The following is a 24,161-nucleotide window of genomic DNA, read 5'->3' on the forward strand; positions in this document are numbered from 1 at the left end:
AAAACCGTAAGATAAGGAAATAATTAATCAACGACTACGATAAGCCGATCATCCATATGATTTTGTTCTAGAAAAGAAAAAAGTGTGTTGAAAGCGTTTAATATCTGGAAAATGAACCGATACTAGGGAGGGAACGAATGATTGGGGGAATGGATGATGAAATGGTGGTCAGCGAACCGACAAGGAAACGACTTTGAGAAAGCACGTGCATCGGTCGCAAGCGAAGTCGAGCTCGAACTCGGGACAGACTTGGTGAAACAACTCCGATTGATTGATTTAACGGTCGAGGATTTACAAAACGTCCGGGTCATCCGTGATGACGTCAAAGACTGGATGCCACAGATGGTCGATGCCTTTTATGCAGAACTCGTCCGTGTGCCGGAACTCAAGCAACTGATTGAACGGCACTCAACACTTGAGCGGTTAAAAGGGACGCTCGCGACGCACATTTTACAAATGTTCGAAGGTAAAGTGACGACAGATTATATTGCGGTGCGGCAACGGATTGCCATGCGTCATGTTCAGATCGGCCTACATAATAAGTGGTACATCGCCGCTTTTCAGAATGTATTAAACGTCTTTAGCGGACAGGTCGAACGAAGTACTTGGCCGGAGCTCGAAAAGATGAAAATGTTGCGTTCTGTCGGGAAGTTATTCAATCTCGAACAACAAATCGTTTTGACGATGTATGAAGCGACTGTCGACCGGGAACGGCAGGACGTGATGGACGCGAAACAACGGATCGGTGTCGCTGTCCAAAAATCGACCGAGGAACTGGCGGCGATGAGTGAAGAATCGTCAGCGAGTTTCCAGGAGATGGAGCGGCATGCGAACAACGTTTCGATGACGACGGAGAAAATCTCTAGTCAGTTGGCAGAGGCCGTCAAAGAAGCGGAAGACGGCGTCAAACTGGTCGAAGCGGAAACACAACGCTTCGAAGCCGTGGTCACGGACATGAAGGCAACGACGGAACAAGTTGCCCAGCTCGCGTTCCTGTCGCAAGAAATCGAGCGGATCGCTGCGATGGTCACAGCAATTTCCGATCAGACGAATTTATTGAGTCTGAATGCTTCGATCGAAGCAGCACGCGCCGGTGAGATGGGGCGCGGTTTTACCGTCGTCGCCCAGGAAATCCGCAAGTTAGCGGAAGAAAGCAAACGGTCAGCCGCGGAAGCGTCCGATATCGCGCAGGAAATCACGTCGAAAATGATGACGGTCTCGGGGCAGATGGCGGGAACGGAACAGTCAGTCACGCAGACGACAAGCGAACTCGCCCGTGTCGTCGCGGCCTTCACAGTGATTTCGAATCAGACGATCCATGTCTCAAAACAACTCGTCGACTTGTCGAGCGATACGCAGGATGTCGCCGGCACAATCGAAGGAATGCGGACCGTCGCAGAATCGATTGCCGAGACGGCGGATGACCTGCAGGAAGTCGCAACGACGTTATGACGTGCTGCTAACAAAAAAGCGTAGCTCCTGCTTCGGAACTACGCCTTACGTTTATAAAAGAGTGGCAATCAGGTGACTTCGGTATCGTGCCGGAGTCGCTTTTTTAGTGCGCTTGCATAGGTATTTCACCACGATGCGGTGCTCAGCGAATCGTTTTTAAGGCGGTCGCCCACGGGATGACCTGGTCAAGCATCTGGTTCACGGAAGTTTCCTGGACGGATGCCGCCTTTAACACAGCTCCATTTTCAAAATCCGTGAACAACGATAAAGCGGGGTGGACCCGGACGTCGGCAACCATCAATTCACCTAAGATGCCGCGCAAATGTTCTGCCGCACGCGCACCGCCGACTGAGCCGTAGGAGACGATCCCTGCCGCTTTGTTATGCCACTCGACCCGGAGGTAATCAAGGGCATTTTTTAAGGAAGCGGAGATTGAGTGGTTGTACTCCTGGGTGATGAAGACAAACCCATCTTGCGCCGCAATTGCTTCAGACCAGGCGGCTGCTCCTGTTGCGTCGCCGTCCTTTTCACCAAGCAGCGGTAATTTGTACTCGGCGATGTCGATGATCGTATAGTTGGCGTCGCCGCGTTGGTCGGCCAGTTGTTTGACCCAGCTGCCTACCTGCGGACTTAAACGGCCTTCCCGTGTTGAGCCTAAGATGATGCCGATGTTTAATTTTGTCATGATTGTTTCCTCCTCTTAAAGTAGTGTTTCCTTCTTAAAGATATTCTTTTTCAATCGTCCGTGTGCTTCGGACGGTATCGATCGGACGGACCATTTGTTCAATCTGTTGCCGTTGGGATTCGAGGAATGGTGGCAAGGATAACTTTTCTCCGACCGTTTCGTACGGCTCATCACCTAGGAAACCAGGACCGTCTGTCGCCCATTCGAACAAGACACCGCGGGCGACCCGGGCATACAGGGATTCAAAGAAGAATCGGTCGACGTAGCCAGATGTGTTGAATTGTAACTGGTGCATCCGCTCGATCCATTCATTTAACGCAGCCGTGTCTTCGACGCGGAACGCGACGTGGTGGACGGTGCCGAACCCTTGACGTCCACTCGGCAGGAGCAGGTTATGCTCGACGATGACCTGGGCGCCGTTTCCGCCTTGACCCATTTCAAACAAATGCAGGGAACCGGCCTGATCGATTTCCCGCATCAGCATCGCTTTTTCCAAGACGTCTTTTAACCGGTCGAATTCCGCGATCCGGATGTGAATCGGACCTAAGCCCGTAATCGCGAATTCTAATGGAACGGGACCGTTTTGCCACGGGGTTCCGGAGGCGATACCTTCGTTCAACTCGTCTGAAATCAGCATATACTGCTGGTCGTCGAAATCGACGAACGAGAGCGTCTGTTTCCCGAACTGTTCCTTGATGCCACGATGTTTGACGTCGTATTTATCAAACCGTTTGATCCAGTACTGAAGTGCTGCATCCGTCGGCACGCGGAAAGCAGTTTTAAAGATTTCATTTGTACCGTGTGTTCCTTTTGGGATGCCCGGAAAATCAAAGAATGTCATATCGGTCCCGGCTGACCCTTTGTCGTCGGCAAAAAATAGATGATAGGTCTGGATGTCATCCTGGTTGACGGTCTTCTTGACGAGACGCATCCCTAAGACATTTGTGAAGAACGCATAGTTTTTCTCGGCACTGCTTGTAATTGCCGTGACGTGGTGGATTCCTTTTAATTCATTCATGAAAAATCGCTCCTTTGATTATTATCTCGAATTCGAGATATCTATTAAAAAATTAATGGTTTTGTGCCTGATAGCCGACTTTTTTAGCAGTGTTAATCAACGCTTCGATGTCAGACGGGTCAATTCCTTCGAACACCTGATTGATTGTTTTCTCATGTTCCGGAAAAATCGTGTCCATTAATTCTCGGCCTTCTGTGGTCAGTTCGGCAAATGTCACGCGCCGATCAGTCGGACACGCCTGTCGGACGACGTAGTTCTTTTTTTCAAGCTTATTGATGACATAGGTGATGCTGCTACTCGTAATCAAGACTTTTTTACCAATTAGTTGAATCGGTTGCCTTCCTTTATGGTACAGCAACTCGAGGACGGAAAAATCAGTCGGATTTAGTCCGGACTTGGCAACATCCTGTTTGATGACTTCATGAAGGGCATCGACGGCCCGAACCATGACGGTCAACGCTTTTAAGTTCGGATTCGGCTGTTCCATGTCGTTCACCTCTATTGTCTTTAATTCAAATATCTTTAATTCGAGATAAATATATCATCTATTATTTACTTCGTCAATTAGTTTGATTCTCTACAGGCTGACGATATGAAAAGAGGCATCCCGTAGCGAACAGGATGCCTTAAAATAATTTGAACTTTTTTCAATGCACGTCTTCTACCACGTCAGCTCGTTTAAGAAGGTAAGAATCTCTTCATTGATGTCGTTTCTGTCCTTACCTAACGTCATCAAATGTTTTGATTGGGCAAATCCTTTGACTGATTTCTGGTCTGACGCCACGCGGTTAAAAATCTCCTCGGCACTTTCTTTGTACAGGGGCGCGTCTAATTCTCCGTACAGGATGCGAATCGGCGAATCGATTTGCGCCAAGTTGTCCCGTGTTTGGTTGACGAGCTGTTCAAAATCGACCAATGAATCAACGGGGAGATGTCGGAGCGCTTCCATTTCCGACTGGATTTGCTTGTCTTCTTTTCCTTCGATTTGTTTATAACGATTGGCATAATATAACAGCCGTTTTTGCAAGGAACCGGCTTTCTTGTACATCGGCACAGACAGTGTTACGACACCGTTGATCTGCATTTCCTGTCCCAGTTTTAACGCAAGGACACCGCCAAGCGAAATCCCGACGACGGCGATTTTTTCAAATCCTTTGTCCTGCAACAGTTGATAAGCGTCGAGCGCATCCTGCCACCAGTCGGCTGGTCCATAGGTCAGAAGGTCTTCTGCCGGCAGACTATGACCACTAAGTATCGGGGTGTAACACGAATACTGATTTTGTTGCAAATAACGTCCGAGCGGTTTCATGTCGTTCGGATTACTCGTAAACGAGTGTAAGAGGAGAACGGCGCGTTCACCGCCTTCATAATAGACGGGTTTGAGCGGTGATAGTTTGATGACCATAAGGTGCCTCACTTTCTAGGTGTCGATTTGATTTTACGGTAGTCCAATCATGATTACACGGTACCGGCGAGTGACGTCTAACAATAGAAAAACCCAAACGGTTCACTTTTTCAAGTGTATCCCATTTGGGCACTGCGCGGTTTTCATTATAACGAGAATTTGTTCGTTTGATCTTCCAGGTGACGAGAAGTTGTGTTGAGGGTCGCGACAAGCGTATGCAGGCCCGTAATCGTCGCAATCATTTGTTCAGAAGCGGCTGCGACTTCCTCATTGTTTGCCGTATGTCCCTCTGCGACCGTCGCGATTTCGTGCAAAGCACTGCGGATGGTTTGTTCCGATTGCGTGACTTGCGTCATCTGATCGGTCATTTGTGCCATCGACGAGGCGACGCTTGTGACATGTTCAGCGAGGTGGCGGAACGAAGCATCCGTCTCTTTAATATCCGTTTGTCCGGACACTGTTTCTTGCAGCGTCAAAGCAAAACTGCTTTCCATCTGCTGCGTGTTTTCCTGGACGCTTTGGACGATCGCCGCGATTTCATTGACGCTGCTTGCGACATGGTTCGACAGTTTTTTGACTTCGGACGCGACGACAGCAAAGCCTTTTCCTTGTTCTCCGGCACGTGCTGCCTCAATCGCGGCGTTCAGTGCAAGTAGATTCGTCTGCGCCGCAATGTCACGGATGATTGTGACGAGCGCTTGGACTTCCGTCGATTGTTGTTTCAGTTGCTGGATTTGGTTTGTTGAAGCGTGAACTTGTTGATGGATCGTTTCCATCCGACCGACCGACCGTTCCATTTGGGAACGTCCGGCGTGAGTCATGTCACGCATCTCAGCTACCGTCATCTGGACCTGTTCACCTTCCGTCGAAGTCGCCCCGATTAATTTCGAGAACGCATCCATTTCATCCGTCAATGATAACGTGACGTGGGTCTGACTTTCGGTCCCGGTCGCGATTTCCGTCATCGTCTGTGCGATTTGTGTTGAACCGTCGAGAACTTCCGTTGTACTGTCGTCGATCGATTGACTCGTCTCGTGGACGAGAAGTGACGTCTGCGAGATGTCGGTGATCATCGTCCGTAACATGTCATTCATCTGTTTAATCGAGTGGGCGAGCGAATAAATCTCATCCTGCGATTTGATTTCGAGCTGGGTCAGTTGTGTATCCGCCTGCCGAAGTTGCCCGGCCGCGATGTTTTCCGAGACGGCTTGGAGCGTCTCGAGCGGTTTCAGCTTCCGTCCGAGCATATAGTACAAGGCAGCTAAGGTGAGTGCAAGTAAAATCAGTAATAAACCGATGAAGAGCGGTAGGTTTTGTTTGAGTAAAGCGGTCGTCAGCGCATCGACGTCTTTTGCTGCGATGTCGACACCTAATATGCCGATGACCGTGTTCGAAGCATCTTTTAGCGGCACATAAACGCTGACGTATTGTCCGTATTCCGGATCATCAATCACGTCCGTCGTATGGGTCTCACCGTTCAGGACGTGTTTCATATCCTTTGCGACGGCACCGGTCGCAGGATCGTTGATGGCTGCCGCTTCTGCTTTCGGTAGACCGTCAATCAACAAGTTGACTTTATTTTGGTCGACCGTTGCCGTATAGGCATACAGTAAACCGTTTTGCTGCCGTAACGTATCGAGCGATTCACGAAGCGTTTCATAATTCTCGGAAGCGGTCGGATTGTTTAAAAATTCAGCGTAGGCAGCCGTATCGAATGTTTTAGCGATCCGGAGTGCGTCTTGTTCCGCTGTTTTTTTAAGCGTCGAAACCGCTGTTTGGTTCGTGTTGTAATAAAGGGCGGCACTACTAAAGAGGAAAAAGATGATGAGGATGGAGCTGACGATCAGTAACAAACGTGTGCGAATGGAATGGGTTCTTGCTTCAGTCATAGATGGACCTCCTGGTGGATTTCTAGTTAGTGATATATATACTATCGGTCTGAAAATTATTTTTTCGAGGTTTTAAAATAAAAGTTCAATTTTTTTGAATGGAGAAGTTGTGACGGTTTCAAATGCAGGACGGTCAGGTTTGACGAATCAAAAACAAAGGAATTATAAAAAAGTACGTGGATGCTAGACGATAAGGGAGTTGGGACGGATGACAAGAGCTCTATTTTTGAATTGTTCATTAAAATCGTCAGACGAATTATCGAATACGGAAGCCTTAATCAACGAAGTGATGGCTTATTATCAAGACTTTGACATCGCGTCGGAAATTGTCCGTGTCGTCGATTATAACGTCGCCTATGGTGTGACGACTGACGAGGGAGACGGGGACGAGTGGCCGGCAATCTTTGAAAAAGTCAAACAGGCGGATATCGTCGTCATCGGGACGCCACTGTGGCTCGGTGAGAAGAGCAGCATCGCGACGCAAGTCATCGAACGGTTGTATGGCGGCAGCGGGTTAACAAATGAGAAAGGGCAATACATCTATTACAACAAAGTCGGGGGAGTCATCGTCACGGGGAACGAGGACGGGGCGAAGCATGCATCGGCGTCCATCCTTTACGGATTATCACATATCGGCTTTACGATTCCGCCGAACGTCGATACGTACTGGGTCGGTGAAGCGGGACCCGGTCCGTCCTTCATTGAAGCAAACGGAAAAAACAACGCGTTCACGCAAGGGCACGCGAAAGTCATGGCCTACAACTTGATGCACTTCGCGAAGCTGCTGCATGCTCACCCGATTCCGGCTGAAGGCAACGTCGTTGAATAATCTACTTTCATATTGAAAAACTAAACGATTAAAAGGAGCGGTTGATTGTGATCGAAAAAGTAACAGCAGTCTCAAAAGGAATGTACACGGAAGGTCAGGCAGGGAGTCATACGATTCGGATTGATGAACCGGAAAGCATGGGTGGTGGAGATCAAGGAGCGAATCCGCTTGCGACATTACTCGTCGCGCTCGTCGGTTGTGAAAATGCGGTCGCGAACTTCGTCGCAAAAGAGATTGAGTTTGATTTACAAGGAATCGACTTTGAAGTCGAAGGTTCGATTGACCCACGCGGCATGATGGGTGACCCGTCTGTCCGGACACAATTCAAGCGGGTCACGGTCCATGCGAAGGTCACAACATCGGAAACGGAAGAACGGGTCCAGGAATTGCAAAAAATCGTCGATGCCCGTTGTCCGATTTCGACGACACTCGTCGCAGCGGATGTCACCCTTGTCGCAAACTGGACGAAGGCGTAAAAAAACACCTCCGAAATCTGGACCTGTACAAGGCTAAGATTCGGAGGTATTCTTATGGCATCTCAGGTAAGAGGGGGATAAACAATTGAACTTAACAGTCTTACCAGAAAAATTATCGGTTGTCCGCTATGCGGTTGAAGCCATAGTACCGAAATGGATTTTTCAGAGTGGATCATTTTGGAACATCATGAAAACACGTGATGAGCTATCGGTCGTCTGCGAGACATCCAAAATTCCGACAGCCGAGACATACGTAAAAATCGAGTCCGGATTTCGGGCAATCAAGGTCGAAGGTCCACTTGATTTTGCATTGACGGGTATTTTATCTGAACTGATTCGTCCTCTTGCAGCACATGCAATCAGTATCTTTGCTTTATCCACATATGATACGGACTATATTCTCGTCAAAGATGTCACGCTCGCGCGAACGGTTGAACTGCTCAAGGCAGACGGTCATCTCATTTTTGAGTAAATTCCCAGCGTTTGTTTTGCATGACGACAATCGAACAATGCTTCAACGTCCTTTTCGTAAACGTCGACGGGGGCGTTTTTGTGATTTCGAGTCAATGTTTTAAAGCGAGTGAGCAAAAAAATGTTATCACATCATAAGACTTGCTATTCTAATAATACTCAATCTGAACTTTTCTTCGGAATATATGTTTTAAGGGCTCTTTAAAGGGTTATATAGAGATAACGAACTAGTAAGTTATACCTATTTTGCTAATAAACTTGATTTTTAAGGTCACAATGATTCAAAAAATAAACCAAACTGCACCTTTCGATACCCTCAGATCCATATTTTATGAACATCTAGCGCAATCGGTTAAGGTACACCTGAAGGAGACCACCCACTTGACTACACCCCTTTCAAACGAAAAAACACTCTCATCTACACATGTCCTGGAAGCCTTAAAAACAAATGTCGCCATGATCCGGTTTGACGTACAACGCCGTGTCGTCGACGTTAATGATCTGTTCGCGAAGACGATGAAATACCGACGCGACGAAATGATCGGTATGCACCATCATCTGTTTTGTTCAACGGAATTCGTCAACAGTCCTGCTTACCAGGAACTTTGGAAGAAATTACTGAGCGGTTTTAGTGCCGCTGACAAAATCAAGCGGATTGATTCGCAAGGCAATGCGATTTGGCTCGAAGCGACGTATATGCCGATTTACGAAAATGACCAGGTCGTAGGCGTCGTCAAGATTGCGTCAGACATTACGGCGCGTCAGGAAACGATTGCAGAATATGCAACATCCTTCGAACAAATCGCGACACATCTCGATGAGCGTTCGCTTCAAGGAAAGCAGGAAAGTGAAGAATTGAAGCGGAAGATTGAAAAAATGGCGACGGACGCCAAAAACAATTTGCAGACGTTGGCGAACTTACAGGCACAATCGTCGGAAATCACAAAAATCGCGGGGACGATTAAAGAGATTGCCGCCCAAACGAACTTGTTGTCTTTGAACGCCTCGATTGAAGCAGCGCGCGCGGGTGAACACGGGAGTGGATTTAACGTCGTTGCGATGGAAGTCAGAAACCTTTCGAAACTCGTCGAACTCGCCGTCGTCAACGTCCGAACGACGACCGATGACATGAACAAGGAATTAAGCCGGATTGAAACCGGGATTACCCGGGCGAACGAAGATGCCTCGTCAAGCGTCCGCGTCATGGAAGAGACGTTAAGCCGGTTTGATACAGTCAGTCATGCGGCCGAGACCTTGAATCAAACTTCGAAAAAATTCACGACCATTATCTAAACGATTCGTCAGGAGCGAGGAAGCGGCTTCTGACTTTTTAATAGGAGACCGTTCTGAAAATCAAGTATAATGAAAAGAAGGGACGAAACGATTGCACGTCAGGTCGTTTTTTAAAGGACGTGAAACTTGTGAAAAATCAATACATCCTCCTCTTGTTTCTCCTTCTAGCAGGAGTTTTTCTCTACATCGTCTGGATCAACCCGAGTCTCAGGGCGAATGAAATTCATGTCGCACTGGACGGTGACGATGTACAAGACGGATCCCGGAAAAACCCGGTCCGGACGCTAAAACAGGCAGCGGCGTTAGCGAAACCTGGGACGACCGTATATGTCCATGCCGGCGTCTACACGGAACCGCTCGTCGTCAAAAACAGCGGGACGAAGGCGAAACCGGTCGTCTTTCGACCGTACCGGAATGATGAAGTCATCTTAAGCGGGAAAAAACTCAAGTCGCAAGATGGAACAACGGCGCTCATCACGATGGACGGGAAGGCCTATGTGACGATTCGCGGCTTCATCATCGAGGACATCAAAACGAAGCGTGCCGATGAAACGATCATCGGTATTTACCTGACGGGACCGAGCCACGACGTGACGCTCGAGCAAAACAACGTCCGCCGGATCGAAACGTCGTCGAAGGACGGAAACGGACACGGGATTGCCGTCTACGGGACGGAACCGATGCATGACATCACGCTTACGAAAAATCGTGTCGAAGATTGCCGGCTCGGTTCGAGTGAATCAATTGTCTTAAACGGGGACATCCGACGCTTCACCGTCAAAGAGAACCGGGTCAGCCGAAATGATAACATCGGAATCGATTTGATCGGGCACGAGGGCGTCGCGACGAGCGGAACAGATTACGTTCGGGACGGAATCGTCACCGGCAATATCGTCCACGACATCTCGTCCTACGGGAACCCAGCTTACGGGAACGCGTATGCTGCCGGCGGGATATACGTCGACGGCGGGAAAAATATCGACATCATCAACAATACCGTCTATCGAAGTGATATCGGAATCGAAGTGACATCCGAGCATCGCGGAAAATATGCTGAACAGATTAACGTCGTCGGGAATACAGTGTATGAAAACAACTACACGGGCATCGCGATTGGCGGCTACGACAGCAAGCGGGGCGGGACACGACAGACGGTGATTCAACAAAATGTCCTTTACCGGAACGATACGAAGGGCGAAGACGGCGGACAACTGTTGGTCCAGCACTATGTGGAAACGACACGCTTCGAGGAAAATACTGTGACGGCGGGTCCGTCCCGCATCATGATTGCCAATTACGTGTCGAGCGGTTCGACGAATCAGTTCGCACGCAACGTCTATGAAAAAGAGTCCGGCAAGACGAGTGACTGGATTTGGGAAGAGGACGCCTTGTCGTTTGCTGCATTTAAGAAACAAGTCAGTGATGCGACGTCACTGTATACAGATCCGTTATATGTCAATGGCGCGGATTATGACTTCCGGTTAAAAGAAAATTCACCCGTCTTGAAACTCCGTAAATGATCGCATCCATCATTTAATCACTTAAATCGATGCGGAAGAAGGAAACGAAGCGATTGTGTATAAATAGAAAGAAGTGAACGGTCAACTATTTGCGATAAGAAGTACGTTTCACAGGAAAGACGAATCGCTTGGCCGAGGAGGAACATTGTGAAAAAGTCCATCTTAGCATTCTTTTTACTGACACTGATTGGTTGCGTCGGCTATGTCGTCCTCAACCGGGGACCGGACGTCGCCTATGAAAAAATGGTTCAAGCAAAAGTGACGCAATATGTCCAAAAACAATATGGAAAAGCACAAATCGTCGAGGTCCGTCCGGCATATGCTGATACGGACGAAAGTAAGGAGCGGCGCCACCAAATCGCCGTCAAGCTGAAGGCATACAAGCAGGATCAATACATGTTGTACCGCTTAAAGAAAAATAAAGTGATTGAACTCGGACTGACAGAGACGTTGCCGATTCCAAAGCAATGAATCACGAAACAGGCATGATGGCCGCGAGCCATCATGCCTGTTTTGTATTTAGATGCGATTAACCTGCGTCTTTCAACTCTTGATACGGATTGACCCGTGCCGCGATTTGCGCCGGCAGCAGTGAAGCGATTGTCCCGAACAGGATTGGTAAAGCAAGCGAGACACCGATCAAGAGCGGTTCGTCCCACGGGACTAAATCATAGAGGACGTAAATCGTCAGATAGGAAATGCTGAGACCGACCAGCCCTGCGACTAATCCGATCAGCATCCCTTCAAGCAGAATCAATTGGCGGATCGAACGATTTGTCCAACCGACAGCTTTGAGGATGGCGAGGGAGGCGCGGCGGTCGGTGACGTTTTGCCACATGATTTCTCCGGTCGTCAAGATGGCAATCGTGATCGCGACACCCATCGTCACGTAATGCATCGGACCGACTTGAAGCGCGACGAACTGGCCGAGCCAGGACGTATAGAGGACGCCTTGCAAGTGGAACGTCACGAACAGGAAGAACGTCAACAGCGCTGTCGGTAACGCAATCGACAGAATCGACAACGCATTACGTTTCCATTTACCGAAGATTTCCTTTAACGCCAGTGTAAAGGTCGAACGCAGACCCAGTTTGATGTGTGAGGATGCGGCGTATTCACCGGTCTTGATCGCTTCGTACGGCGAAATCTGACGAATCGTCCAGGCGGACCAGGCAGCACCAGTCAGGTAGATGAGTAAGCTGAACCCGGCGATCAAGACGAGACTCAGTACGTTCATCGTTTCATTGCGGACATACGAGAAAATACTTTCGACGAGCAGGGCGACGAGCGAGACGAAGCCTGCGAGCAGTATGGCTTCAATCATGACGATCCGGTAAAGATCTTTCGTCCGCCAGCCGAGTGCGAGCAAGACAGCGAACTCTTTCCGGCGGGCAAGCATCGAGACGTAGCTCGTCGCGAGGACATACACGATGGCGACGGCAAGCATCGCGAAGATGACACCGGAGAAGCCGACGCTCGTCTCACGGAAAATCGTCATCGCGGCACCGATGTGGATCCACGGTTGTTCAATCCAGCCGAGTGTCTTCCCGTCATCGACGACTTTCGTCACGACCGGTTGCGGGGAGGAGCCTTTCGTGATCGTCGCGATGAGACCGGTCTCTTGTTCAATTTGTTTCTTCACGTCTTGTAGCAGTTGTTCAGACTGTTCGCTGACGGTCGCTGCTCCTTTGACTTTTAAACGAATGGATGAAATCGCTTGTTTCCCGTTAACTGCTAAGGCGCTGTCAAGCGTCGTCAGGATATTCGGTGAACTGGTCAATAGACCAACCGGGTTTCCTGACGTATCAATCGGTTTAGCCGGATTGATTGGTTTTCCTTCGGCGTCAAGGACGAGATCAGCTGACGACGGACGATATGTTTCCATCGGTAATTCGTTGAGCGGATCTTTTGAGACGTTGATTTTATTCGGGTCGTATAAACCGACAACCTTGAAAGTTAAATATGGATGTACAATTGGAATCATATCAGGTTCTGAATTAGGATTTTTCTTACCAGTCGAAGTTAGCGAACGATATCCAACTGCGGGGTACGAAGACTTTGAATAATACCAGTTCTTAAGCTTAATCGTAGACGAATGAATTTCGTAGGCATTCGTCCATCGGCTTGGATACGGACTTTTCGTCTCCTCGAATTGTAATGGACCTGATTGATACAGCAATTGAGCACCCTCATTTCCAGCAGGATCTGAAGAAGGAATCATTCCTATTTTATCAATCAATGTCTGTAAATAGGTTTCCTCAACTTTAGAGGTTGGAATGTCCAACTGCTTGACAACTTTTGCAGGATAGGTCGAGAGAATTGAACGGACAATATCACCGTCTGGTTGTTTTTTGATTAAGGTTTCGATTAGCTTTTTTTGATCTTGTTCCGTGTCATAAGGGACATCTAACTTTTCAATTGTATATTCATAATTTCCTTGATTATAGGAATTCGGATTGATGAGCACAGGAATGACGTCCCCGCGATTTTTATCGTTCTCGAAGTGATCGAGGCTTGAAAAATATCGCGATTGGTTTTTTTTGCTGACACTTTGATCGAGCCCAACGAGTCGTGCTTCCTCCGACGGATCGATGGCAACGATAAGAGCGGGGTTACTCGCATTGGCATTACGAAAATCTTTAGTTGAACGGGTTGAAAACGATATATTTTCAGGGACTTTGACTTTACTGCCTTGAGCAATGTGAATAGATTCTTGAAACTGCCGTTCTCTGCCAAATCCTGTTTCGATATAGCTAGTTGATGTTAGACGATAAATACCGGAATCTTTCGGAAAAGTAAGTGCATTCTTAAAACTTACGGTTGTATTGGCATATCCGATCACAGCAATCGGTGCGGCAATATCAACTTCCTTCATCTGCTTGATGTCCTCATACTGTTGAAAGGAAATCCCACCGTTGATGCCGTTCAAATAGTTCGGCTCAAGCAGGTCACTCGCTTCGGTCGCCATCTGGCTGCCTTTCGGTCGGACGACGATGTCGTAAGCGGACGACCATTTTTTCTGTAATGTCTGTTCGACCGTACCTTGACTTGAATCGGTCAGGTTGAACATCAAACTGAGTCCGGCACTGATAATCAGGGCACCGACAAGCGTCAAAATGAATTTAAAGCGTTGCCGGCGCCAGTGGTTCAAAACGAAACGTAGCATCTGGATCCTCCTTGATGTTGTAATGAGTAGTGAGGTGAGCCGTGGAGCATTTGGTAAAGCTGCCGATAAGAAGAGCTGTGATGTCTCGTTTACCCGCTTTGGATGGTCTTCTTACGACGATCTTCGATGATTTGCCCGTCCTGCATGAACAGAATCCGGTCCGCCCGTTCAGCAAGTGCCACGTCATGGGTGACGAACAAAATGCCGCACTGCTCTTCCCTGTGCAGGTCAAGCAACAATTGAAAAATTGTCTCGCCGGTGACGGAATCAAGATTTCCGGTCGGTTCATCGGCAAGGATCCAGCGCGGGCGACTGATCAGCGCCCGTGCGATTGCGACCCGTTGCTGTTGACCCCCGGACAGTTGGGCCGGTAACGCGTGTTGTTTTTCAAGCAAGCCGACTTTCTCGAGGATCTGGGCAATCCGTTCTTCTTTGTTGAAGTCCGTTTTTTGTTTTAAGAGCGGGACGAGCACGTTTTCTTTGACCGTCAACGCAGGCAGAAGGTGAAACTGTTGAAAGACGAAGCCGATTTCCTGTGCCCGGAAGGCGGAGAGGCGGCGATTTTTCCAACGGCTGATGTCTTGGCCGTCGTATTCGATTTGTCCGGATGTCGGACGGTCGAGTGAACCGATCATACTGAGAAAGGTCGACTTGCCGGAACCCGAGGCACCGACGATTGCCGTCACTTCGGTGGCTGAGAACTGGCACGTGAGGTCGTTTAAGACGAGTGATGGACTCCCATCTAATTGAAACGCATGGGAGAGGTGATTAACGGAAATATCCATTCGAACGCTCCTTTTACAAAATAAGGTAATTCAACTATAAAATTATTTAAAAATTTTGTCTATTGTTCTTTTTATCAAAATTAGGCGAGAATACGCCTACTTCTAAACGAAGTGAAAGTGGGAGATGAATCGCCAGCTTGCTTTTCGGGTATATTCCCTTTGAAGGAGGTGAACATCATGTTGACTCACAAGGCCTACAAATTCAGAATCTATCCGACAAAAGAACAGGAAATCCTGATCGCGAAGACGATCGGTTGTTCACGCTTCGTCTTCAACCACTTCTTGGCGAAGTGGGATGAGACGTATAAAGCGACAGGGAAAGGACTATCCTACGGGTCTTGTTCGAAAGAACTCCCGTCGTTGAAGCAGGCGTTCGACTGGCTGAAGGAAGTCGATAGCACGTCTGTGCAGACGAGCGTCAAACATCTTGCTGATGCCTTTGACCGCTTCTTTAAGAAGCAGAACGAACGACCCCGCTTCAAGTCGAAACGGAACCCCGTTCAATCGTACAAGACGAACATTCAAGGCAAGTCTCAGCTTCCAGAAGTCTCGATCGTCGGCAACACGATCAAAATTCCAAAGCTGAAGTGGGTTCGTTTCGCCAACTCGAGGCAGGTCGTCGGACGCATCTTGAACGCGACCATCCGGCGTAACGCTTCAGGAAAATACTTCGTCTCCCTGCTCGTCGAGCAGGAGAGCAACGAACTGCCGAAGACGGGCTCATCCGTCGGCGTCGATGTCGGATTGAAGCACTTCGCCGTCCTGTCGGACGGCACGGTATACAAGAACGACCGTTACTTCCGTTCGCTTGAGAAAAAGCTGGCGCGCGAGCAACGCAAACTCTCTCGTCGTCAACGGTTGGCCTTGGACAAGAAAGTAACACTTTCCGAGGCGAAGAACTATCAGAAGCAGAAGCGGAAGGTCGCCCGCATCCACGAGAAGATCGCTAACAAGCGAACCGATTTCCTGCACAAGGTATCGACCGAGATCGTCAAAAACCACGACGTCATCGGCATCGAGACCTTGCAGGTGAAGAACATGCAGAAGAATCGCAAGTTGAGCAAGTCCATCTCTGAGGTCAGTTGGTCGGAGTTCTTCCGCATGCTCGAATACAAGGCGGCATGGTACGGGAAGACCGTCGTGAAAGTCGGCAAGACCTTCGCCTCTAGTCAACTGTGCTCCCGTTGCGGACATCAACACAAAGACGTGAAGCATCTTGGCTTGCGTGAATGGACATGCCCGAGTTGCGGGATCCATCACGACCGTGATGTGAACGCAGGACTGAACATCAAACAAGAAGCTGAACGCATCCTAGCTTCTTCAACCGTCGGGACGACGGGGTTAGCCTGATCAATTTTCGACCGTTAGGTCGGATAACTCAGGAATCCTCTACCTCTAAGCGAAGCGTAGGTGGAGGTAGTTCAATATCGGGTTAAAAACTGAGACAGCCTTGTCTCGTCAGTGCCTGCTGTTTATGCGTAGTATCCTTTTTGATACTTAACCACATTAATGTGCCTACTTCTCAGTTCACAAACAGGACTTTATGATAAGAGAGTAAGAGACAGAAAAAACAGGAGGTTGTAAAAATGAAGTGGAGTGTACGAATTATTCAAGGTGTGTTAGTAGTTGGCTTTTTATTATTTGGATTTATGAAACTGAGTGCAGATCCGACAATGGTCGACTCGTTTGAAAACGTGTACGGCTATGGAACAGGGTTCATGTATTTTGTTGGAACAATTGAAGTGGTAGCAGCCATCGGCTTATTGATTGGTTACTGGAAAAAGAAACTTATTCCAGTCTTCAGCGGGCTACTTGTACTCGTCATGGCAGGCGCCGTTTTGACACACTTAAATGCAGGACAAGGCATGGCAGTCGCAATGACACCGTTGATTTTGCTCGTCTTGGCAGCATTTGTATTCGTCGGTCAAAAGAAAGTCAATAACGGAGCGAATCAATCGGCTGAACAAATTTCATAAAGTACAGGAGAGTGACACGGCTAGCACCGTGCACTCTCTATTTGTTTAGTGAGAAATAACAAGAAACTATGTTGACGTTCAATAACGTCAACAGTGTGTTTCGCGGGATGCAACAGGTGGTTCCGCCTGGTCATGTCGGGAATGCGGAAGAGATCGCGCATGCTGTCCTGTTCCTCGCGACGGATGAAGCGAGCCATATCTCAGGCGTCGGTCTTCCGGTCGACAGTGGCGTCACGGCAAGATAACTGAGGATACATCAAGGCACTGTTAATGCGACAGTGTCTTTTCTTAATGAAATATTTGGTCAATAAGTAACAGAGGTTGTGATCAAAAGAATTTATTTACAAAAAAAGCGTTAAAATGGAAGGGGGAAATGACAAACGAAATGAGTGGATGATTTTGCTTCAATCATGGAAAAAACGATTGATTTACGGAACGGCTGGACTAGCAGCAGCTGGATGTGCGAGTGCATTCTATATCGGCGCGCATCCAGAAGAACCAAAAGCCAGTTCTTACCCGATCATATCAAAAGATGTCACGACGATGACGTTTAAGCCGAACGACGGTCAGGTCATCTTGCTGTCCGGAAGCGACATCAACCGTTATAAAGAAACACAGGATGATCCGCAAGAGCCGGCACTGATGACGACATTATCAAAAACGGGAACAGAATTAAAGACGGAAGCGATTGCTGATCCAGATTTGTATCGGATGGCATTTTCACAAAAAGGAACGGACCTGCGGCATATTTATATCCATCACCCGGACGGTATCGAAGCGGACCACTTTTTTACGTATGACTTAAAACGAGGGACGTTCAAGAAACACGAGGTGCCGAATACAGCGATCACATCCGTTGCCCATTACGGGAAAGATGCCTGGGTCACATCAAACGCTACAAAGCCGTCGGAAAAGATTCAATTAATCAACGTCCGGACGGACAAACGGTATCCGATTGAAGACCGGTTGATGCCAGTCGTTGATTCACCGATCCTTGAACTGAATCAGACGATTGCTTACGCCAACAACGGTACCGAGGATGATCAAGAAGGGGCGGCCGGAATGGTCCTGCTCGACCAGACGACCGGAAAATCACGCGTCATTCGAAAAGATGTCGAACCATATGCCTATACTGCTTTATACGGCGCTAAGGACACAGCGTATTTTGCAACGACCGACGGCATGATGATCAAGCTGAAGACGGACGGAACGATGCAGCAAAAGTCATTTTCAGTATTAGACGGTGCTAGTTACTCGTCGACGACACCGATGCGGATGATCAACAAACAGACTGGTTATCAAATCATCAATACCGGTGAGAACGATACCGATCAACGGCTCGTCAAGTGGACGTTCGGACAAGCGTTCCGGGTTGAACAGGTCCGACCTGATTTTTGGAAGCCGGGTAACTATTACCGTTACTTGTACCGGAATCCGTATAAGAAGACTTCCTACTTCACGGAAACGGACATGTCCTCTTCTGGTGAATACCGGTTGATTGTCACGGACGACCAGTTAAAAATGTTACGGACGATACCGATTGATGGAGAAAAAGGTGTGGACTTTGTGATTGATTAACAGGAGAAGGAGTGAGGGAAATGGCTTTTGAAGAGGTGTACTTGACAGCAATTCAAGCGAGGTTCCGGGCCGTCCGCGAACCAGCGGAGCAGGCACTTGGTTGGCTGAACGAGGAACAGTTTCATCAGACACTCGCACCGGACACGAACAGTGTCGCGTTACTGATTCAGCACATGACGAACAATATGACGTCACGCTGGACCGATTTTTTGACGACGGACGGCGAAAAGCCGGACCGCAATCGGGACGCCGAGTTCGTTGACCAGGGGCATGATAAAGAGACGTTACTGAAACTGTGGCATGACGGCTGGCAGCTCGTCGAATCGACTCTCGCGTCGTTGACACCGGACGATTTGGAGCGGATCGTCCTGATTCGCGGTGAACCGCATCTCGTCGTCGACGCGATTGAACGGCAACTCGCACATTATGCCTATCACACCGGACAGCTGATTTTTTTAATGAAGATCCTGCTCGGACCGGACTTCAAGCCGTTGACGATTCCCTTGCCGCATCAACGTACATGAATAAAACAGACCTGCCTCTTTTACACAGGGGGCAGGTCTGTTTTATTCATGTATCGTCACTCGAACTGCCGACAGGAGTTGTCGATAAAGAAATCGTAAAAGCGCGCTCGCCTTTTTTGAGTTGGATATCTTCAGGAGAATGGATGGCGTCGATTGAGTCTGTTCCCATCGACTCCTGAACGGTTGATTTCTCAAACATCAACACCTCGTATTCAGATGGGCGAAATGACGTATCACGAAACTCGACGCCACTCATCATGACTTTCTTTAAATCATCTGACTCCTCGGATTTTTCCTGCATGAGACCATCTAAATCAAACATGTATGAACGGTAGCCTTTTGTCGTATCGAACACTTGCCCGAGTGTCAGTTTTTCCCCATCATAGTGACCGGGTTTGATGGTTTCGGTAAACCAATTTTTTTGTTCGCCGGATGCAAAATACTCAATTCCGGTCAGGTAAAGGAGGTTGTCGGTTTTCCCAGTCATGATATAAACAGCCTCATTTTTATCCGAATCTGATGGAGTTTTAGTCGTATCGAGTGTGAGTGTCAACGGCAACTCCATCGGTTTGACGACTTTTTTTGGCACAGCCTCTTCCGAACTACAACCGGCAAGTAAAAGTGCCGATAATGAACAGACGAGCATTTGTTTCAACATCCACTTCACGTCCTTCGTATGTAAATAAAGTAAGTATAAAAGGATTGGATGTTATTTACAATCAGAAAAGTGTTCACGGAAAGGGGGGATTTGCGTGAAAAAACGATTTATTCTTTTCCTGTCGCTCGGACTGTTCGGTTGTTTAGCGACATGGAACCAGGAACAGGCAGAGGCGACCGCTTCCAAAAAAGTCCTGTATGTCGCGCCAGCCGGCAAAGATACGAATTCCGGTTCGTTGAAACGACCGCTCAAAACACTGAAACGGGCGAGTCAGCTTGCGAGAGCCGGGATGACGGTCTATCTCCGTCAAGGAACGTACACGGAAGCGTTGACAGTCCGGTACAGCGGAACGAAACAGGCACCGGTCGTCTTCCGGAATTACCAAACGGAAAAAGTCGTCTTAAGTGGGAAGGCATTGAAGAAACAGGACGGGGAGACGACGCTCATCCGAATCGAAGACCGGCAGTACGTGACGATCCAAGGACTGGTTGTCGCAGACATCAAGACGACACGAAACGATGAGACACCGATCGGTATTTTTGTCACCGGGACAGGACGGAACATTCAACTGATCGATAATCAGGTCCGCCGCATCCAAACGAATGCGAAAGGCGGCAATGCCCATGGGATTGCGATTTACGGAACCGGTCGCTTGAAGCAAATCACCGTCCGTGGGAATCGTGTCGAAGACAACCGGCTCGGGGCGAGCGAAGCACTTGTCTTAAACGGCAACATCGACGGGTTTTCCGTCACGGATAACATCGTCCGCCGTAACGATAATATCGGCATCGACTTGATCGGCTATGAGGGAGTCGCGACGAACAACTCGGAGGATTATGTCCGGAATGGAGTCATCTCCGGGAATCACGTCTCCGACAGTTCGAGTTACGGCAATCCGGTCTACGGCAAGGATTACAATGCGCCCGGCATTTATGTTGACGGCGGGAAACAGCTGACGATTGAACACAATACGGTCGAACGAAATGATATCGGGATTGAAGTGACGAGTGAACATGCGAAAAAGTATGCAGAAGACATTACGGTCCGCGGCAATCTCGTCCAACAAAACCGGTTTACCGGCATTTCGATCGGCGGATACGATAAAAAGCGCGGTGGCACGAAACGGGTCCGGATTACGGACAATCAAGTCACCGGCAATGACACGAAGGGACTTGAAGGCGGTCAACTCCTCGTCCAACATGATGTCCGCGATAATCGGATTGATCATAATGCATTTACGACAGGGCCGGATAACCTGTTTGTCGCGAACTTCTTCAAAACGAGTTCCGGCAATCAGTTTGACCACAATACTTATCAATTAAAAAAAGGAACAGCGAAACGGTGGATTTGGTTGGATCACGAGTACCGGACACAGACATCATTTGAGCGGGCAGTTAAAGGAGGACTTAATAAGTGAAGCGAGCAGGGATTGTGCAGCACATGGAGAAATAAAATGGGGTAAGCGAACGAATTTGGAAAAGGAGCGATTGATATGAGTCAGGTGCAAGTGTTACAAATCGAGACCGTCATCCAACGACCCGTCGCCGAAGTCTGGATGTACTGGACGGAACCGGAACACATCAAGGCATGGAATGCGGCATCGGACGATTGGCATACGACGGAAGCGACGAATGATGTCCAAGCAGGCGGTCATTTTTCCAGTCACATGGCGGCAAAAGACGGCAGTATGGGGTTTGATTTTTCCGGTGTTTATGACGATGTCGTCGTGAACGAAAAATTAGCCTATACACTGGACGACGGTCGCCACGTGACGGTCTTGTTCGAAGCGAATGGGGACGAAACGAACGTCGTCGAAACATTTGAAGCGGAGTCGGCGAATCCGCCCGAGATGCAACAAGCGGGCTGGCAGGCGATCCTTGACCGCTTCAAAGAATATGCGGAACAACAGTGAAGCAGACAAAAAAGCCCGTTCCTAAGCAGGAGGGCTTTTTCTGTAAAGAAAAAATCGATTTACTGCCGTACTTAAACCAATGTTTCCCCGCAATTTTGACAAATGGAATCGAGTGTCTTAGTACAATCTGCGCAATATGTACAGTTGTGCGAACAATGATACGTCACTTGGTTGTCTTTGAACGCCTCTGCGCAGCGGGTACACGTCGTTGCCTGCATCGGTCTCACCTCACTTTTCTTCTTTACCTATCTTTATTTTACAAAATGGAGTCACGGTCCGACAGATGGTTTTCCTTGTTTTCAAGTAGCTTCGCCTAAGAATCAATGGTAATTTAAAGATATGTCTTCATAATATTAGGAGAGTGAAAAATGGACGAAATTGATTACGCCATCATCCATGCGTTGCAGGCGGACGGACGGATGTCCTGGACGGAACTCGGCAAAACGGTTGGCCTTTCAACCCCCGCCGTCAACGAACGGGTCAAGAAGTTGGAAGATCGGGGAGTGATTGAAGGATACCGCGCCGTCATCAATCCCGTCGCGATCGAAAAAACAATCATGGCGATTTTGATGTTCGAGCAGACACGCTGTGCGGTGTTCATCACGTTTTGTAAAGACCATCCGGATGTCGTCGAGTGCCACCGGCTCGCCGGGACGTTTAATTTCATGGTCAAACTGTACACGCCGACAGTCGAGACACTGGAAGCGTTCATCGATGCCTCGATGGAATATGGAAAACCGTCGACCTGGATCCGTTTGTCGTCGCCGGTCGCCTTTAAGGCGTTTACGGTCGGGGAAGGGATTTTGATATGAACGTTTCTATCCAAGAACGAATCGAACAACAAGTCGGTGTGATCGATTCGGTCCATCCCGTTCCCGAGCAGGGGGGAACAGCCATCGTCTACTATGTGAAAACGTTAGGCGGTACCTATATCCTCAAGCAGGCAAGCTTATCCCGATACCGCGAATGGTTGGCGCAGGAAGCGACAGTGATGCAGACGTTCAAGTCGCAACACATCATTATCCCGACTTATATTGATTATATGGAAGACGCGCAACAGGATTATTTACTGATGTCCTACATAGCCGGTGAGACGTTGACAGCGGCACTGGCGGATGCTTCCGAACTGCAGCGTCTTGAGCTGATCCGTGCATTTGGAAAGTTTCTCAGACAGCTTCATACGGGCGGGATTAGCTCTACCCAATCTTCAAAAGACTGGCTGGACAAACAGCTGCTTCAAGCCAATCGCTACATTGAACAGGGCTGGACAAATGGATCACGCGAGTTGCTTAACGCATTATCCACCAAGCAGCCGGAACCTGTTCCAGCGACGTGGATACACGGGGATTGTACGACAGACAATCTATTGGTCCGAGACAACGAAATCGTTGCGTTTATTGATGTAGCCGGAATGACGGTCGGCGATCCCCGCTACGATGAAGCCTTGGCGACACGATCTTTTCGGAAGGATATCAAGATGTTCGATGCGTTCTATTCGGGATATGGATTTTCACCAATCTCAGAAGAAACATTCCGCTATTTCGATGAAGGAGTGTATGAATTTTATTGAAGAATAAAGCATAGGATCAGGTCAGGATAAATAAATGTCAGATATAGATTACATATGCAGTCTATATCTGACATGCTGAAAAAGGAAAGTATTTGAAGTGGGTGAGTAACATGAGGCCAAGTATGAGTCCGATGAAATCGAAACGAATAAAACATTGTAATCGATTTACATCTAAATCGAAACGGGGGACAGACCGATGCACACATTAAATGATTCCGTTCTGTCGATCCGGACATATCCGGCCGAACATCAAAAACACCGTAAAACGATCTGTTTGTATCATGGCTGGGGATCCAGTGTTAGCAAATATGATGAATTTGCGCGGATGCTTTCCGGTAAAGGATTTACCGTCATTGTGCCGGAGCTGATTCTGCATGACAGCCGCAATGCGCTAAGTGCGTATTTTGATCAAGGCATCGTCGAACAGCACTTTTGGGAAGTGGTGTTTCAAAGCATTGAAGAATCGGGCACGCTCGCAAAACAGCTGAACATTCCAAGAGGGGACATCATCTGGCTCGGCGTCTCGATGGGAGGATTCATCGCGAGCGGTGCAGCGGCTAAACAACAGGGAAGCGCAGGATTGATTAACATCAACGGGTCTGGTTCCTTCCTCTTTTCGGAACAGCTTTTACGAAGCCGCGACAAAAGCACGACGTTGTCGACTTCAGAAGAACAACGCCTGAGAAAGTATGATCCCTTGTCGCAAGAGCAGGTGACGCCGACCTTATTGTTACATGGAGAGGACGATGAGGTCATTCCGATTGCGACACAGCAGCATTATGTGGAACAATCTGCTTCAACTAACAGTGATGTCACGTTCCTCAAATATCCATTGATCAACCATACTGTCTCAGATGACATGATTGCCGACATCTTAAACTGGTTGGATGAGCGTTTTTAACAGTTCAGAAAAACCGGACTCCTCTTCAGGGGCCCGGTTTTTCTTTAGAAGCG

Annotated in this window: 26 protein-coding genes; 17 read left to right on the forward strand and 9 right to left on the reverse strand. The window is 48.4% G+C overall.

Translation table 11 applies throughout. The annotated features are described in order from the left end of the window. Window positions 1–156: 156 nt before the first annotated feature. Window positions 157–1,452, forward strand: coding sequence for a globin-coupled sensor protein (locus KNP88_RS13795; RefSeq protein ID WP_214894317.1), 1,296 nt, complete (start codon window positions 157–159; stop codon window positions 1,450–1,452). A gap of 142 nt (window positions 1,453–1,594) precedes the next feature. Here the strand turns inward: KNP88_RS13795 and KNP88_RS13800 are convergent, their stop codons facing one another. The 5 genes from KNP88_RS13800 to KNP88_RS13820 all read right to left on the reverse strand — a co-directional run bounded on the left by KNP88_RS13800 (window position 1,595) and on the right by KNP88_RS13820 (window position 6,449). Beyond that, complete coding sequence (locus KNP88_RS13800) at window positions 1,595–2,137, reverse strand: NADPH-dependent FMN reductase (protein ID WP_088837069.1); 543 nt, start codon at window positions 2,135–2,137, stop codon at window positions 1,595–1,597. Between the two features lie 34 nt (window positions 2,138–2,171). Next, window positions 2,172–3,155, reverse strand: coding sequence for a ring-cleaving dioxygenase (locus KNP88_RS13805; RefSeq protein ID WP_214894319.1), 984 nt, complete (start codon window positions 3,153–3,155; stop codon window positions 2,172–2,174). 52 nt (window positions 3,156–3,207) lie between these two features. Further along, window positions 3,208–3,642, reverse strand: coding sequence for a MarR family winged helix-turn-helix transcriptional regulator (locus tag KNP88_RS13810; protein WP_214894321.1), 435 nt, complete (start codon window positions 3,640–3,642; stop codon window positions 3,208–3,210). A gap of 174 nt (window positions 3,643–3,816) precedes the next feature. Then, window positions 3,817–4,560: an alpha/beta hydrolase gene (locus tag KNP88_RS13815; RefSeq protein WP_251137244.1), complete on the reverse strand. Its 744-nt coding sequence runs from the start codon at window positions 4,558–4,560 to the stop codon at window positions 3,817–3,819. Between the two features lie 146 nt (window positions 4,561–4,706). Further along, window positions 4,707–6,449: a methyl-accepting chemotaxis protein gene (locus KNP88_RS13820; protein WP_214894323.1), complete on the reverse strand. Its 1,743-nt coding sequence runs from the start codon at window positions 6,447–6,449 to the stop codon at window positions 4,707–4,709. A 208-nt stretch (window positions 6,450–6,657) separates the two neighbouring features. Here KNP88_RS13820 and KNP88_RS13825 point away from each other — a divergent pair, with 208 nt between their 5' ends. The 6 genes from KNP88_RS13825 to KNP88_RS13850 all read left to right on the forward strand — a co-directional run bounded on the left by KNP88_RS13825 (window position 6,658) and on the right by KNP88_RS13850 (window position 11,509). Then, a complete protein-coding gene (locus KNP88_RS13825; RefSeq protein ID WP_214894325.1) occupies window positions 6,658–7,278 on the forward strand; it encodes a flavodoxin family protein in 621 nt (206 codons plus the stop codon). 80 nt (window positions 7,279–7,358) lie between these two features. Beyond that, window positions 7,359–7,754, forward strand: a complete 396-nt coding sequence (locus KNP88_RS13830; RefSeq protein ID WP_214894402.1) for an OsmC family protein — start codon at window positions 7,359–7,361, stop codon at window positions 7,752–7,754. A gap of 85 nt (window positions 7,755–7,839) precedes the next feature. Next, window positions 7,840–8,226 carry an ACT domain-containing protein gene (locus tag KNP88_RS13835; protein WP_214894327.1) on the forward strand — a complete coding sequence of 129 codons (387 nt, stop codon included), beginning with the start codon at window positions 7,840–7,842 and terminating at the stop codon, window positions 8,224–8,226. Between the two features lie 380 nt (window positions 8,227–8,606). Next, window positions 8,607–9,518: a methyl-accepting chemotaxis protein gene (locus KNP88_RS13840; RefSeq protein ID WP_251137245.1), complete on the forward strand. Its 912-nt coding sequence runs from the start codon at window positions 8,607–8,609 to the stop codon at window positions 9,516–9,518. A 128-nt stretch (window positions 9,519–9,646) separates the two neighbouring features. Further along, the gene (locus tag KNP88_RS13845; protein ID WP_214894329.1) at window positions 9,647–11,038 is read left to right on the forward strand and encodes a DUF1565 domain-containing protein; all 1,392 of its coding nucleotides are present in this window, start codon (window positions 9,647–9,649) and stop codon (window positions 11,036–11,038) included. 147 nt (window positions 11,039–11,185) lie between these two features. Beyond that, window positions 11,186–11,509, forward strand: a complete 324-nt coding sequence (locus KNP88_RS13850) for a hypothetical protein (RefSeq protein ID WP_088837084.1) — start codon at window positions 11,186–11,188, stop codon at window positions 11,507–11,509. A 58-nt stretch (window positions 11,510–11,567) separates the two neighbouring features. Here the strand turns inward: KNP88_RS13850 and KNP88_RS13855 are convergent, their stop codons facing one another. Both KNP88_RS13855 and KNP88_RS13860 read right to left on the reverse strand, forming a co-directional pair. After that, window positions 11,568–14,204 carry an ABC transporter permease gene (locus tag KNP88_RS13855; RefSeq protein ID WP_214894331.1) on the reverse strand — a complete coding sequence of 879 codons (2,637 nt, stop codon included), beginning with the start codon at window positions 14,202–14,204 and terminating at the stop codon, window positions 11,568–11,570. Window positions 14,205–14,293: 89 nt separating this feature from the next. Further along, on the reverse strand, window positions 14,294–14,989 hold the full coding sequence (locus KNP88_RS13860; RefSeq protein ID WP_214766023.1) for an ABC transporter ATP-binding protein: 696 nt from the start codon (window positions 14,987–14,989) through the stop codon (window positions 14,294–14,296). A 177-nt stretch (window positions 14,990–15,166) separates the two neighbouring features. On the opposite strand from KNP88_RS13860, the gene tnpB reads away from it, so the two are divergent. From tnpB to KNP88_RS13885, 5 genes are all read left to right on the forward strand, one after another. Beyond that, window positions 15,167–16,339: an IS200/IS605 family element RNA-guided endonuclease TnpB gene (gene tnpB, locus KNP88_RS13865; protein WP_214894333.1), complete on the forward strand. Its 1,173-nt coding sequence runs from the start codon at window positions 15,167–15,169 to the stop codon at window positions 16,337–16,339. Window positions 16,340–16,575: 236 nt separating this feature from the next. Beyond that, a complete protein-coding gene (locus KNP88_RS13870; protein ID WP_214769214.1) occupies window positions 16,576–16,965 on the forward strand; it encodes a DoxX family protein in 390 nt (129 codons plus the stop codon). 68 nt (window positions 16,966–17,033) lie between these two features. Continuing rightward, a complete protein-coding gene (locus tag KNP88_RS13875; RefSeq protein WP_214894335.1) occupies window positions 17,034–17,210 on the forward strand; it encodes an SDR family oxidoreductase in 177 nt (58 codons plus the stop codon). A 148-nt stretch (window positions 17,211–17,358) separates the two neighbouring features. Then, a complete protein-coding gene (locus KNP88_RS13880; protein ID WP_251137246.1) occupies window positions 17,359–18,543 on the forward strand; it encodes a hypothetical protein in 1,185 nt (394 codons plus the stop codon). Between the two features lie 20 nt (window positions 18,544–18,563). Beyond that, window positions 18,564–19,067, forward strand: coding sequence for a DUF1572 family protein (locus KNP88_RS13885; RefSeq protein ID WP_214894339.1), 504 nt, complete (start codon window positions 18,564–18,566; stop codon window positions 19,065–19,067). Window positions 19,068–19,113: 46 nt separating this feature from the next. Here the strand turns inward: KNP88_RS13885 and KNP88_RS13890 are convergent, their stop codons facing one another. Then, on the reverse strand, window positions 19,114–19,725 hold the full coding sequence (locus KNP88_RS13890) for a hypothetical protein (protein ID WP_214894341.1): 612 nt from the start codon (window positions 19,723–19,725) through the stop codon (window positions 19,114–19,116). Window positions 19,726–19,819: 94 nt separating this feature from the next. On the opposite strand from KNP88_RS13890, the gene KNP88_RS13895 reads away from it, so the two are divergent. Both KNP88_RS13895 and KNP88_RS13900 read left to right on the forward strand, forming a co-directional pair. After that, window positions 19,820–21,142 (forward strand): right-handed parallel beta-helix repeat-containing protein, encoded by a 1,323-nt coding sequence (locus KNP88_RS13895; RefSeq protein WP_214894343.1) that lies wholly within the window; start codon window positions 19,820–19,822, stop codon window positions 21,140–21,142. 75 nt (window positions 21,143–21,217) lie between these two features. Further along, complete coding sequence (locus tag KNP88_RS13900; protein WP_214894345.1) at window positions 21,218–21,637, forward strand: SRPBCC domain-containing protein; 420 nt, start codon at window positions 21,218–21,220, stop codon at window positions 21,635–21,637. 71 nt (window positions 21,638–21,708) lie between these two features. On the opposite strand, the gene KNP88_RS15850 is transcribed toward KNP88_RS13900, so the two are convergent. Then, window positions 21,709–21,855, reverse strand: a complete 147-nt coding sequence (locus tag KNP88_RS15850; RefSeq protein ID WP_214894347.1) for a DUF1272 domain-containing protein — start codon at window positions 21,853–21,855, stop codon at window positions 21,709–21,711. A gap of 150 nt (window positions 21,856–22,005) precedes the next feature. On the opposite strand from KNP88_RS15850, the gene KNP88_RS13910 reads away from it, so the two are divergent. The 3 genes from KNP88_RS13910 to KNP88_RS13920 all read left to right on the forward strand — a co-directional run bounded on the left by KNP88_RS13910 (window position 22,006) and on the right by KNP88_RS13920 (window position 24,108). Then, the gene (locus tag KNP88_RS13910) at window positions 22,006–22,449 is read left to right on the forward strand and encodes an Lrp/AsnC family transcriptional regulator (protein ID WP_214894349.1); all 444 of its coding nucleotides are present in this window, start codon (window positions 22,006–22,008) and stop codon (window positions 22,447–22,449) included. Beyond that, window positions 22,446–23,207 carry a phosphotransferase gene (locus tag KNP88_RS13915; protein WP_214894351.1) on the forward strand — a complete coding sequence of 254 codons (762 nt, stop codon included), beginning with the start codon at window positions 22,446–22,448 and terminating at the stop codon, window positions 23,205–23,207. The genes KNP88_RS13910 and KNP88_RS13915 overlap by 4 nt, the downstream gene beginning before the upstream one ends. Before the next feature lie 196 nt (window positions 23,208–23,403). Continuing rightward, entirely contained in the window at window positions 23,404–24,108 is a 705-nt protein-coding gene (locus KNP88_RS13920) for an alpha/beta hydrolase (protein ID WP_214894352.1), read from the forward strand. Window positions 24,109–24,161: the final 53 nt, after the last annotated feature.

This window comes from Exiguobacterium sp. H66 (assembly GCF_018618705.1).
Lineage (GTDB): Bacteria > Bacillota > Bacilli > Exiguobacteriales > Exiguobacteriaceae > Exiguobacterium_A > Exiguobacterium_A oxidotolerans.

Coding starts and splice junctions, on each gene's coding strand:
- KNP88_RS13815 (WP_251137244.1), bottom strand. CDS start 4,560: ATGGTCATCAAACTATCACCGCTCAAACCCGTCTATTATGAAGGCGGT.
- KNP88_RS13855 (WP_214894331.1), bottom strand. CDS start 14,204: ATGCTACGTTTCGTTTTGAACCACTGGCGCCGGCAACGCTTTAAATTC.
- KNP88_RS13825 (WP_214894325.1), top strand. CDS start 6,658: ATGACAAGAGCTCTATTTTTGAATTGTTCATTAAAATCGTCAGACGAA.
- KNP88_RS13830 (WP_214894402.1), top strand. CDS start 7,359: ATGTACACGGAAGGTCAGGCAGGGAGTCATACGATTCGGATTGATGAA.
- KNP88_RS13820 (WP_214894323.1), bottom strand. CDS start 6,449: ATGACTGAAGCAAGAACCCATTCCATTCGCACACGTTTGTTACTGATC.
- KNP88_RS13920 (WP_214894352.1), top strand. CDS start 23,404: ATGCACACATTAAATGATTCCGTTCTGTCGATCCGGACATATCCGGCC.
- KNP88_RS13885 (WP_214894339.1), top strand. CDS start 18,564: ATGGCTTTTGAAGAGGTGTACTTGACAGCAATTCAAGCGAGGTTCCGG.
- KNP88_RS15850 (WP_214894347.1), bottom strand. CDS start 21,855: ATGCAGGCAACGACGTGTACCCGCTGCGCAGAGGCGTTCAAAGACAAC.
- KNP88_RS13915 (WP_214894351.1), top strand. CDS start 22,446: ATGAACGTTTCTATCCAAGAACGAATCGAACAACAAGTCGGTGTGATC.
- KNP88_RS13880 (WP_251137246.1), top strand. CDS start 17,359: ATGATTTTGCTTCAATCATGGAAAAAACGATTGATTTACGGAACGGCT.
- KNP88_RS13870 (WP_214769214.1), top strand. CDS start 16,576: ATGAAGTGGAGTGTACGAATTATTCAAGGTGTGTTAGTAGTTGGCTTT.
- KNP88_RS13875 (WP_214894335.1), top strand. CDS start 17,034: ATGTTGACGTTCAATAACGTCAACAGTGTGTTTCGCGGGATGCAACAG.
- KNP88_RS13805 (WP_214894319.1), bottom strand. CDS start 3,155: ATGAATGAATTAAAAGGAATCCACCACGTCACGGCAATTACAAGCAGT.
- KNP88_RS13860 (WP_214766023.1), bottom strand. CDS start 14,989: ATGGATATTTCCGTTAATCACCTCTCCCATGCGTTTCAATTAGATGGG.
- KNP88_RS13810 (WP_214894321.1), bottom strand. CDS start 3,642: ATGGAACAGCCGAATCCGAACTTAAAAGCGTTGACCGTCATGGTTCGG.
- KNP88_RS13900 (WP_214894345.1), top strand. CDS start 21,218: ATGAGTCAGGTGCAAGTGTTACAAATCGAGACCGTCATCCAACGACCC.
- KNP88_RS13890 (WP_214894341.1), bottom strand. CDS start 19,725: ATGTTGAAACAAATGCTCGTCTGTTCATTATCGGCACTTTTACTTGCC.
- KNP88_RS13910 (WP_214894349.1), top strand. CDS start 22,006: ATGGACGAAATTGATTACGCCATCATCCATGCGTTGCAGGCGGACGGA.
- KNP88_RS13800 (WP_088837069.1), bottom strand. CDS start 2,137: ATGACAAAATTAAACATCGGCATCATCTTAGGCTCAACACGGGAAGGC.
- tnpB (WP_214894333.1), top strand. CDS start 15,167: ATGTTGACTCACAAGGCCTACAAATTCAGAATCTATCCGACAAAAGAA.
- KNP88_RS13795 (WP_214894317.1), top strand. CDS start 157: ATGAAATGGTGGTCAGCGAACCGACAAGGAAACGACTTTGAGAAAGCA.